Source organism: Acidovorax benzenivorans, from assembly GCF_028680575.1.
GTDB classification, from domain to species: domain Bacteria; phylum Pseudomonadota; class Gammaproteobacteria; order Burkholderiales; family Burkholderiaceae_C; genus Acidovorax; species Acidovorax benzenivorans.
In genome coordinates, this window is the sequence record NZ_JAPCKI010000019.1 from 93,055 (window position 1) to 103,923 (window position 10,869).

11 protein-coding genes are annotated in these 10,869 nt (G+C 63.8%); 3 read left to right on the forward strand and 8 right to left on the reverse strand.

Annotated elements, in window-relative coordinates:
* Positions 1–35: 35 nt before the first annotated feature.
* The gene (locus tag OIN59_RS22325; protein ID WP_274113986.1) at positions 36–2,840 is read right to left on the reverse strand and encodes a sensor domain-containing diguanylate cyclase; all 2,805 of its coding nucleotides are present in this window, start codon (positions 2,838–2,840) and stop codon (positions 36–38) included.
* Between the two features lie 114 nt (positions 2,841–2,954).
* On the opposite strand from OIN59_RS22325, the gene OIN59_RS22330 reads away from it, so the two are divergent.
* A complete protein-coding gene (locus tag OIN59_RS22330) occupies positions 2,955–3,458 on the forward strand; it encodes a flavodoxin family protein (RefSeq protein WP_274113988.1) in 504 nt (167 codons plus the stop codon).
* Between the two features lie 76 nt (positions 3,459–3,534).
* On the opposite strand, the gene OIN59_RS22335 is transcribed toward OIN59_RS22330, so the two are convergent.
* From OIN59_RS22335 to OIN59_RS22350, 4 genes are all read right to left on the reverse strand, one after another.
* Complete coding sequence (locus tag OIN59_RS22335; protein ID WP_274113990.1) at positions 3,535–4,149, reverse strand: exosortase H-associated membrane protein; 615 nt, start codon at positions 4,147–4,149, stop codon at positions 3,535–3,537.
* On the reverse strand, positions 4,139–4,654 hold the full coding sequence (gene xrtH, locus OIN59_RS22340) for an exosortase H (RefSeq protein WP_328517992.1): 516 nt from the start codon (positions 4,652–4,654) through the stop codon (positions 4,139–4,141). Before xrtH ends, OIN59_RS22335 begins: the two co-directional genes overlap by 11 nt.
* A gap of 209 nt (positions 4,655–4,863) precedes the next feature.
* Positions 4,864–5,832, reverse strand: a complete 969-nt coding sequence (locus OIN59_RS22345) for a class I SAM-dependent methyltransferase (protein WP_274113994.1) — start codon at positions 5,830–5,832, stop codon at positions 4,864–4,866.
* A gap of 149 nt (positions 5,833–5,981) precedes the next feature.
* Positions 5,982–6,611 (reverse strand): NUDIX domain-containing protein, encoded by a 630-nt coding sequence (locus OIN59_RS22350; RefSeq protein WP_274113996.1) that lies wholly within the window; start codon positions 6,609–6,611, stop codon positions 5,982–5,984.
* Positions 6,612–6,769: 158 nt separating this feature from the next.
* Here OIN59_RS22350 and OIN59_RS22355 point away from each other — a divergent pair, with 158 nt between their 5' ends.
* On the forward strand, positions 6,770–7,531 hold the full coding sequence (locus tag OIN59_RS22355; protein WP_274113998.1) for a DeoR/GlpR family DNA-binding transcription regulator: 762 nt from the start codon (positions 6,770–6,772) through the stop codon (positions 7,529–7,531).
* On the opposite strand, the gene OIN59_RS22360 is transcribed toward OIN59_RS22355, so the two are convergent.
* Positions 7,532–8,437, reverse strand: a complete 906-nt coding sequence (locus OIN59_RS22360; protein WP_274114000.1) for a LysR family transcriptional regulator — start codon at positions 8,435–8,437, stop codon at positions 7,532–7,534.
* Positions 8,438–8,586: 149 nt separating this feature from the next.
* Between OIN59_RS22360 and OIN59_RS22365 the strand changes: the two genes are divergently transcribed.
* Positions 8,587–9,570 carry a DMT family transporter gene (locus tag OIN59_RS22365; protein WP_274114002.1) on the forward strand — a complete coding sequence of 328 codons (984 nt, stop codon included), beginning with the start codon at positions 8,587–8,589 and terminating at the stop codon, positions 9,568–9,570.
* Between the two features lie 55 nt (positions 9,571–9,625).
* On the opposite strand, the gene OIN59_RS22370 is transcribed toward OIN59_RS22365, so the two are convergent.
* Together OIN59_RS22370 and OIN59_RS22375 are read right to left on the reverse strand one after the other, a co-directional pair.
* The gene (locus OIN59_RS22370; RefSeq protein WP_274114004.1) at positions 9,626–10,033 is read right to left on the reverse strand and encodes an NAD(P)H-dependent oxidoreductase; all 408 of its coding nucleotides are present in this window, start codon (positions 10,031–10,033) and stop codon (positions 9,626–9,628) included.
* Positions 10,034–10,418: 385 nt separating this feature from the next.
* Complete coding sequence (locus tag OIN59_RS22375) at positions 10,419–10,739, reverse strand: hypothetical protein (RefSeq protein WP_274114006.1); 321 nt, start codon at positions 10,737–10,739, stop codon at positions 10,419–10,421.
* Positions 10,740–10,869 lie beyond the last annotated feature (130 nt).

The window sequence follows — 10,869 nt, forward strand, 5'->3', positions numbered from 1 at the left end:
GTCCACCGGCCCGGCCCGCAGCCGTCAAAAGACAGTCACAAGCTGCGCTCGGCCGACACATGCCCCTTGTGGGCGTACATGGCCTGGTCTGCCGCACGCAACAGCTCGAACGGCGCGGTGCCGTCGCGCGGGTAAAGGGCATGTCCCACAGCGGCCGACACACTCACCACGCGACCGTTGCCCAGGTCAATGGGCTGCTCGATGGCCGCCATCACGCGACGCAGCGCCAGGTCCACCTCGGCCGGGTCTTTCACGGCGGTGAGCACCAGCACAAACTCGTCCCCCCCGATGCGTGCCGCCGTGTCGTTGCCACGCACCTGTTCCAGCAAACGACGGCCCGTGACCTTGAGCACCTCGTCGCCCATGTCATGCCCGTAGCGGTCGTTGATGGGCTTGAAGCCGTTGAGGTCGAGATAACACACCGCCACCTGAGTCTGGGTGCGATCGCTCAGGGCAAAGGCCTGGCCCAACCGGTCTGCCAATAGCAGCCGGTTGGGCAAGAGTGTGAGCCCGTCGTGGAAGGCAATGTGTTCCACCTGCTCCTGGTACTGCTTCATGGCCGTGATGTCCTGCATGAGCCACAACGACTCGCCCCGCCCCTCCAGCAACACGCCATTGACGTCGATCCACACCACCTCGCCCGTCACCTTGCGCATGCGGTGCTGCTGCCGGTAGTGCTGGCCGGAGGCCAGCACCGCGTAGGCGTCGCGGCCAAAGGTCAAGAAGTCCTCGCGGCTCGCGTACATCTCTTCGGTCAGCCGGCCCTGCAATGCGCCAGGCTCATAACCAAAGATGCGCTCCAGCGCCGGGTTGCGCCAGACGATGACGCGGTCCTTGACCTTGGCGATGCCGATCAGGTCGTTGTCCAGCATCGCCTGCTGCTCCAGGTTCAGGGTGTGCAGTTGCTGGCGCGTGGCATGCAGCTCGCTCACGTCGTACATGATGGAGCGGCTCATCACGTACTCGCCCTGCGCATTGAGGATGGCGGTGGACGATACGCTCACCCGCCGCTGGCCGCCCCCACGGCCACACAGGTTGAACTCGATGGGCCCGATCTTCCCCGTCTGCAAAAACACCGGGAAACACTGGGCAAACAACACCTTGCCTTCGTCGTCAAAAAAGTCTGCAGGGCCCAGCTTGCCAATCACCTCTTCGCGCGGCAGGCCCAGCCACTGCAAGGTGAGCAGGTTCAGGTGCACATATTTGCCCTGACGGTCCAGCGCGTAGTACCCGCAGGGCGCATGGTCGTACAGGTCCTGAAACTGTTCGGAGGCCCGTGCCAGCTCGGACTCAAGCTGGCGGCGCTCGGTGACATCACGGCCCACCGACTGCCATTCCACCAACCGGCCATCGTCGTCAAACAATGCGCGGTTGCTGAACTGACACCAGCGGATGGTTCCATCGCCCGCCACGACGCGGTTCTCGATCACCACCAGCGGCTGCGCCGGGCTGGCACCCTGCAGCGCCTGTGTGACACCGGGCAGGTCGTCGCGGTGCACGACGGGCGCCCACACTTTGCCCACCACATCCTGGCGGCGCAGGTCAAACAGCCTGCAGAACGCCTCGTTCACAAAGGTCATGCGGTTGCTGGCGTCAAACCGGCAAATGATCTCGGTCTGGTCCTCCAGTATCGACAGATACCGCTGCTCGCTCTGGTGCAGGGCCACGGTGCGTTCGGCCACGCGCTGCTCCAGCTCGGCGTTGGCGCTTTGCAATGCCGCGCGCCCCTCCAACAAGCCTTGCGCCATGTTCTGCAGCGCCGAACGCAGGTGCTGGAACTCCACCGTCTTCATCTCAAAGTCGAGCGCAGCCACCTGTCCAGTCGCCTGCACCTGGCGCGCCGCCTCGGCCAGTCGCTCCACCGGCTGGCTGAATCGCCGCGCCACCCAGTAGGCCAACCCGGCCAGCAAGGCAGCCATCAGCCCCAGCAACAGCGCCAACAGGGTGTGCAGCCGGTTGATGGGCTGCAGCGCCATCTCCAGTGGCTGCCGCGCGACCAACAACCAGCCCAGGTCGGTAGCGGTCTGGGCGCGCACCGACACCACCGCCGTGAGGTAGGGCGGCGTGGACGCGTCGCCCCACGACATCACACGGAACGCGCCCGGCTCGGGCAGGACGGGCAAGGCCGCACGGGGCTGCGCCACTGCGCCGTCGGTGCTGATGATGCCGTCCTGGTTGAGCAGCATGACCTCCAGGCCACTGGACAGCGGCGTGGCAGGGCTCGAACGGTGGATGATGTCCTGCACCCAGGCCCAGTTCACGTGCGCGGCAATCACCCCCTTGAACACGGAGTCCTGCCCACGCACGGGCGAGGCGTAGTCCATGAAACGCAACGGAACCTGGCTGCCCGGTGCACGCAACAACTGGTCCAGCAGCACGGCATCATGCGCATCGCCCACGTAGGGGCCCCTCCCGCCTGCGCCGAACCACGGCCGCTGCGACACGTCCTGACCCTGTAGCAGATTGCCGGTAGCTACTTGCACCACGCCCTGCGTATCGGTCACGCCGATCCACGAATAAAAAGGGTACGACTGCCGGATTTGTTCCAGGTGGGCCTGCAACTGGGGGGCATAGCCGCCGTCCCGCGTCAACATGGGCAAGTGGCTCAGCAGCGCAACTTCACGCTCGCGCTCATGCATGCCCTGGGCCAGCGCCAGCGCAATCGGCTGGCTGGAGTTCATGAGTGACTGCCCGCTGAGGTCTGTGAGCTGCCGGGTCAGCAGCTCATCAGCCAACAACCCCACTGCCAGGCCCGTGGCCACCGCCGTGCCACCAAACAGCAGGGTCAGCCGCGAACGTGTGGTCTGCAGCCAACGGGACACGGAGGAAGTGAAACGCATGAATACGGGCGGTGCGGAGTGCGAAGGGCCCATTCTGGCAGCGAACCGAGGCCGCAACAGGGGGTTCGCACACCCCTGCGCGGGGAGAAACCCGCATCCGTCTATGCTGGCGCCATGCGCACCGCCAAAACTTTGCTGATCGTTTACCACTCACACACCGGCGGCACCCGCCAGATGGTGGACGCTGCCTGCGTCGGCGCTGCAGCGGCCGACAGTGGTGTGGTGGTGCGACTGCTGGCCGCGCCCCACGCCCAAGCCGCAGACGTGCTGGCAGCTGACGGCTACCTATTTGCCACGCCTGAAAACCTGGCGGCTGTCAGCGGCCTGCTCAAGGACTTTTTTGACCGCACCTACTACAGCGCGCTCGACCACATCAACGGCCGTCCCTACGCCACCCTGGTCTGCGCAGGCAGCGACGGAACCAACGCCGCCCGCCAAATCGCACGCATCGCCACCGGATGGCGCCTCAAGGCCGTGGCGGACCCGCTCATCGTCTGCACCCACGCGCAAACACCCGAGGCCATCCTGACCCCCAAGCAGATTGAACCGGACGACCTGGAGCGCTGCCGGGCGCTGGGTGAAGCCATGGCGGCGGGGTTGGGGATGGGAGTGTTTTAAGACGCCGTTCTGGATGAAGCAAGCGCTCCAGGCCAAGTTTTCGAGGCGCGCAGACAACCTGCCGCCGAGCAAACCCCTAGACCGGATCGCGGTGAACAGCAGCCGCCGCCCGGGCTTGCGCGTGCAACTTGGCCAGGAAAGCCCTGTCAAGCCATAACCACAACATGACTGGAGCCAGTGCAGTGAATATGAACAGGTTGAAATGATAGAAAAACGCCACCCCATCGGCGACCCACTCCGGCGCGCGGGTCTGAGCTAAAACTTCGGGACCGGCCCTGTTGAAGACATCGTTGCACCATTGCAAACCAACGTTGATTGCCTGGATGGGCAGCATGGCTAAAGAACCGATGAGCAGCTTGGTCCCCCAGCCTTTTGGCAGCGACGCTATCACCAATGCCCAAAAAATCACGATGCCGTAACCCCAGAGACGGTAATCCACCATCGGTGCGAGCTTGCCTGAACGGTATTGGCCGTTTTGTACAGAAACCACCTTGAGCGCGGTGTTCAATACACCCACCGACTCCTTGGTGTCATAACTTTGCACCCATGGGAAAGTCATGGTGGCGGCCTCGCCAGCCATGAAAAACACGGGCTTGGCGAGCTGCGGCGCGAAGTAGTACCACACCGGCATGAGACACAGCAGGCTGACGATAGCCGCCAGCAGGAAACGCCCGACCGAACTAAGCTGCATGGTTGACCGCAGGTGAAGACGAAGGTTGTTGTTTGGCGATCCAGCGGATCCACAGCATCCAGACCACGAGCACATCCAGCATGATGAGCGCCTGCCAGAGGTACAAGTGGGCGAACTCAAACACCGTCATGTTCCACTTGCCCAGGTAATACAGGCTGATGATGCGCAACAGATTGACGACCTGCACGGCCGCAATGCCTATCCCAATGCCGACAAGCTTGTGTTTCCACCGGGACGGAAAGGCCATCATGCCTGCGATCAGGATGATCGCTGCTTCCACACCATTGCAGCCTGCCTCTATGGACACCGCAAATCCCGTGGCCTTACTCATGAGGATGCGGCCATGGTGCACCACATCTGCGTCGAGCGGACTCATCAGCGCCGCGCTGGCACTGGCCAGGAGGCCGGTCCAGGGTTGAATGGCAACGCGTTGCACATCGTCGAGCATGTCAATGCGAAAAAGAACCGCCAAGACTGCGAGAAAAATGAGAAAAAATCTGACCATGGAAAGATAAGAGCAAGCCAACAAAGCGCTCACCGTTCATGCGGCGGCGGCAACAGAGCGGATGCAGAAATTCAGGATGTGCCGGTGCAATACAAACGGCGATAAACAGAATATCAGAAGCACCCTAAAAACGTAGCCACTATTTGCGCAAGCGCAGTTGATTCAGCAGCGCCTTCACGTGCAGTTTTCAGTTCAGAAATTTTTAAACGTCAAGGCTGAGACATTGGCAGGTGCGGAGCGGCATACACCAGCACCTTCAGCGCCCGCTGCGGGTCCACATCGTCAAACACCGCCGGGTTTTGCACGCGTTCGACAAAACGCAGCTCGGGCGCCAGCTCTTGCATCTGGTCCTGCAAAAAGGCCAAGCCCAGCTCGGGCGCATTGAGGCACAGCAGTGCATGGCCGCCGGGGGCCAGCAGGTCGGGCAGGCGGCGCATCAGGCGGGCGTAGTCCTTGGTGGCCACGAAGCTGCCCTTTTGGTAGCTGGGCGGGTCCACGATGACCAGGCCGTAGGGGCCGCTGCGGTTGATCTTGCCCCAGCTGCTGAAGATGTCGTGCGGCAAGAAGGTGGCGCCCGAGGTGATGCCGTTGAGCTGGTGGTTTTGCTGACCGATGCCGATGGCGCCGTGGCTCATGTCCACATTGACCACCTGCCTGGCGCCCGCCTGCAGCGCCACCACCGAAAACGCGCAGGTGTAGGCAAACAGGTTCAGCACTTTGAGGCCATAGCGGTCGGCACTGCGCGCGGCAACGTAGTCATGCACCCACCGGCGGCCCGCCGCCATGTCCAGGAACAGGCCGTGGTTCTGGCTGCGCAGCACGTGTACGCGGTAGCGCAAACCCGCTTCGGTGACCACATGCGGGTCAGGCACGGCGCCTGCCATCAGGCGCGTTTCGCTGCGGCCCTCGATGCGTAACGCCTCGCCCCGGTGCTGGAATACCCAGTGAAGCGCTTCGCCCGCCGAGGCGATCTGCCCCCAGCGGGCCTGCAGCGCGGCGCCCACGGTGGACAGTTCCTCTTCGGTGGCGGGCGCAAAACTGGTCAGCACAAACACGGGCGGGTAGGCATCCAGCACCCACTGCTCCGCACCTGGATGCAACCCGCCCCGGCCATGGAAGATGCGCCGCGCATCGGTGGGCAGGGTCATGGCGGCAATGGCGTCGAGCAGGGCTTGCATGCAGAAAAAGGCTTCCAGTGAGAGCGAAAGGGATAAAAACGGCACCATGCGCTAGTCGGCCATGGCTGAGTAGCTATTTATTTAATAGCACCCGGGGATTATCGCAGGCAGCCTGGCGCAGCACTGCTGACACCAGCGACACCAGGGGCTCAGGCGATGCCGCGCAGCGCCAAGGCCACATGCTGCAGCAGCATGATGGTCTTGCCGTCTTGAATCGTGCCGCTGGCAATGCCCGCCAGGGCGTCGACCAGCGGCATCTCGATGACCTCGATGTCCTCGCCCTCGTTCACCAGACCGCCTCCGGCCCGCACGCGGTCCTGCGGCTCGTACTCGGCAATGAAGAAGTGCAGCTTTTCCGTGACGGAGCCTGGGCTCATGTACGCCTCGAACACCTTGCGGGGCTGGCGCACGCGGTAGCCGGTTTCCTCCTCGGCCTCGCGGCGGATGCAGGTTTCGGGGTCGTCCCCGTCGAGCAGGCCCGCGCAGGCTTCGACCAGCAGGCCATCGGCGCACCCGTTGAGAAAAGCCGGCAGGCGGAACTGGCGCGTGAGCACCACGGTGCTCCGATGCGGGTCAAACAACAGCAGCGCCGCGCCGTTGCCCCGGTCATAGGCCTCGCGGGTCAGCGTCTGCCATTGGCCGTCGCGCCGGCGCAGCGAGCAGGTGACCTTGCGCAGCACGTACCAATGGTCTGACAGCACTTGCACATCCAGCAGCTTCACATGCTCGGTGCGGGCGTTCAGCTCGGCAACGGGTACATCGGGCACGGGGCGGCTCATGCGAGAAGCCCCTCAAGCTCGCTTTGAAGGTGGCGCGCGGAAAGCGTCGGCAGGGAAGCTTGTTTATCAAGTGGTAAGTACATGGTTTTGACAATCTCCATTTGCGCAATATCATGCACAAACATGCAATTTCGCGCAATCACCATCTATCGCCTTCCATGCTGACCACCCAACGCAAACAGCTCCTGCTCGGCCGCCTGCGGCAGGACGGCCAGATCGTGGCCAAGGCTTTCAGCGAGGAGCTGGGCATTTCGGAAGACACCGTGCGGCGCGACCTGCGCGAACTGGCCGCCGAAGGCCGCTTGCAGCGTGTGCATGGCGGCGCCCTGCCCGCCTCGGCCGCCGTGGGCAATCTGCAGGCGCGCGAGCAACTGGCCCCCGAGGACAAACGCGCCCTGGGTCGCGCCGGGGCCGCTCTGGTGTTGCCCGGCCAGGTGGTGATCCTGGACGGAGGCACCACCTCGCTACAGGTGGTGCAGCACCTGCCATTGGACTTGCGCGCCACCGTGGTCACGCACAGCCCAGCAGTGGCCGTGGCGCTGGCCGGGCACACGCAGATCGAGGTACTGATGCTGGGCGGCCGGTTGTTCCGCCATTCCATGGTGAACGTGGGCGCAAGTGTGGTGGAGGCCGCAGCCCAGCTGCGGGCCGACCTGTACCTGATGGGCGTGACCGGCGTGCATGCCGAGGCAGGCCTGACCACGGGAGACTTTGAAGAAGCCGCCGTCAAGCGCGCCCTGCACCAGCGCGCCGCAGAGACAGTGGTGCTGGCATCGCTCGACAAGCTGGGTGCCGCCTCGCCGTTCAGCGTGGCCCCCTTGCGCGAACTGGCCGCGCTGGTGGTGCCCGCCGCCACGCCGCAGGCGCTGCGCAAGCAGCTGCGGGCGGGTGGAGCCAAGGTGGAGGTCGCTGCGGGTTGATCAGCGCAGCCCAGCCTCCGCGCCTTGGCGCAGGTGCGCGACCAGCGCCGCTGCAAACCCGGACAGCACCGCGTCTTTGCGCACACAGATTTGCAGATCGCGCTGCGCCCAGGGCTCGTCCAGCTCGACCACCACCGGGGGCTCGGTCAGCCCCGCCACCTGCAGGGCCGCGCCACGGGGCACCAGGCCAATGCCTACGCCCGCGCCCACCATGCGGCACACAGCCTCGAAGCTGCGGACCTGGATGCGCACGTCCAGGTGCCGCCCCAGCGCGGCGGCCGCGTTCATCGTGAAGGTATGGATGGCCGAGCCCGCGTGCAGCATGACAAAGGCATGGTCCAGCACTTCGGCAAACCCCACGTGGTCGCGCCCCGCCAGCGCATGGCCTGCGGGCACGATGAGCACCAGGCGGTCCTGCCGGTAGGGCACCAGATCCACCCCCGCGCCCGTGCCGCTGTCGGCTAGCACGCCCACCTCAATCTCGCCATTGGCCACGGCCACCACGATCTCCGCGCTGGTGCGCTCCTCCAGGCTCACGCTGACCTGGGGGTGCCGCTTCAAAAACCCGGCCAGGTCGTCGGGCAGAAAGGTGTGGGTTGCGTGTGTATTGGCCCACAGGCTCACATGGCCGCGAATGCCGGTGGCAAACGGCGAGAGGTTGGCGTGCATCTGCTCGATGCTGGCCAGCACCTGGCGGGCGTTGCGCAGCAGGGCCTCACCCGCACGCGTCAGTGCCAAGCCCCGCGTCTGGCGGTCGAACAGCGAGGTGTTCAGCGCCTCCTCCAGCCGCCGCAGTCGGTGGCTGGCCGACGACGGCGCCAGGTAGGCACGCGCAGCGCCGCGCGTGAGATTGCGCTCTTCGGCAATGGCGACAAAAAGGCGCAGGTCGGTCAGGTCGTAGTGCAAGGCGGGCTCCTTGCGTTCGTCAAATACGAATGCATGGTTGCAGGATCAGCAATTGTGCCCCGCAACATACAAGAGCAGGATGCCCACCCTATCGACAAAAAGCACACAAATCGTTCGGCTTGACCGCACGAAATGCATTACCCCACCACATGCCCTGGAAAAACTGGTCCTCCGAACGCCTTGGTCTTGCCCTCGCCATCCTGGCGGCGCTGGGCTTCTCCTTCAAAGCCATCTTTGTGAAGCTGGCCTACGCCGTCCCCCAGGCCGTGCCGGTGGATTCCGTCACCCTGCTGTGCCTGCGCATGGCGTTTTCCGTGCCCGTGTTCGCCTGGGTGGGCTGGCGCGCCAGCCGCACCCTGGCCCCGCTGGCCGGGCGCGACTGGCTGGCCATCATGGCTCTGGGCCTGCTGGGCTACTACGGCGCAAGCATCCTCGACTTCATCGGCCTGCAGTACATCACCGCCAGCCTGGAGCGGCTGATCCTTTTCACCTACCCCACACTCACCATCCTGATCGGCGTGCTGTTCATGGGCAAACGGGCATCCCGGCGCGAGATGGGGGCGCTGCTGCTGTCCTACGCGGGCATTGGCCTGGCCTTTGCGCACGACCTGCATGTGGCGGGCGACACGCAGGCCGTGCTGATCGGGGCGGGCTTCGTGTTCGGCTCGGCCGTCTCGTATGCGTTCTACCAGGCGGGCAGCGAGCCCGCCATCCGGCGCATGGGCGCGGCCCGCTTTACGGCGTTGGCGATGCTGGTCTCCACCGGTGCCACGCTGCTGCATTTTGTGGTGTCGCAGCCTGCTAGCGCACTGGTGCAGCCCGCCCCGGTCTATCTGCATGCGCTGGGCATGGCCGTCTTCTCGACCGTGCTGCCCGTGTTCATGACCTCGGCCGCCATCCGCCGCATTGGGGCTACCAAGACCGCGCTCGTCGGCACACTGGGGCCCATCCTCACCATCTTTTTTGGCGTCTGGCTGCTGGATGAGCCGTTGACCTGGTGGCAGATGGGCGGCGCAGCGCTGGTGCTGGCGGGGGTGATGCTGATCAGCAAACGGGGCGCCCCGGCGGTGCGCCGCCCGTCAGAGGGAGCGTCTTCACCCGCATCCGTTGAACCCGGCGCCAGATCGGCCTGACCCCGCGCGGTGGTGGGCCCCAAGGGGGTGGTGCAAACATCTCTCCAGCCATTGCCTATGCCGCAAACATGGCGCCCACCTGCGGCAACCAGGCTTGGCGTTTGGTATCGGTGGCGTGGCTGACGGGCGACAAGGCCACCCATTGCACCTTGCGCACGCCACATTTGCGCAGCGTGCCTCGCACCAGGGCGCGCTGCACAGCGCCGCCATACAGCCAGCGGTAAGCACACTTGGGCGTGTTCATCGTGGTCACGATCACCGCGCGCTCGATAGGGGTCAAACGGCCCTCGACACCGCGTTTTGAGGGTTTGTAGGCCCAACCGTTGGTGAAGACCTTGTCGAGAAAGCCCTTGAGCAGCGCGGGCATCGCCTCCCACCAGATCGGAAAGATAAAGACGAGTTGCTGGGCCACATCGATGCCCATCTGGCCGAACGGCACGGCCGAGTCCGCGCTACCAGGCACGCATACACGGCTAGGTCAGCACCCCGCATGACGGGGTCAAAAGCTGGAGGAGCAGAACCCGGTGCCGAGTGCCGCGCTGGCTAGGGGCTACCGATTTGTGCACCCGCGACTGAACGGCGCTGGCTGAGCTTGCAGGGACGCAAACCTACGCAACAAGATTCGGCGAAGAAACACTAAAAACAGGTTCTAGCGCTTATTAGCAAAGCGCCAATAGCTATAAATACAGTAGCATCCTCGAGTCGCTGTGTCTGCTGTGCAGCGAATGCCGACATGCGCTCTGCGTCGTTGAACGCGTACTATCGGCCAGAAGCGGACACAGGAAGCTAAGACTAGCGGTCACTCAAAGTCGGTCAGGTAGTAAACGAGGCTTCTAGGCCCTATCTACTCAACTCTCTCGCCTCTCCCATATTTCGTGATCGACATAAGAGAAAGTCACACCTGCACGACCAGTCTTTGGTGAAGGCATGAACTGGTATTTCACGACCCGGCCGGATGACCAATAGGTCGAAAAGCTCAAACGGTTTTGCTCTGGACTCCAACGTACGTCAGACACTTCGGGGACCTCCCCGTCGTACTTGTCCGAAACAGCAACATCCGGTTTTCCGTCATGGAAATCAATCTGAATCTCGATATCAGAAAAGCCGTCACAGCACTTCCAAATCCCGACCAATGGGTGACGGGTGTTGAGGTCAAGGATGTTGGTCATGATCTTGTTAGTGCCAGTGCAAACGTGAGCAGCAGTGCCAGTCGAACATTGACCAGGGGCTGGAGCTGGTTCCATTAGAAGCCAGCTGTGGATAACTATAGGTTGGATGCTTCGGTAGGTCCTCCTTTTT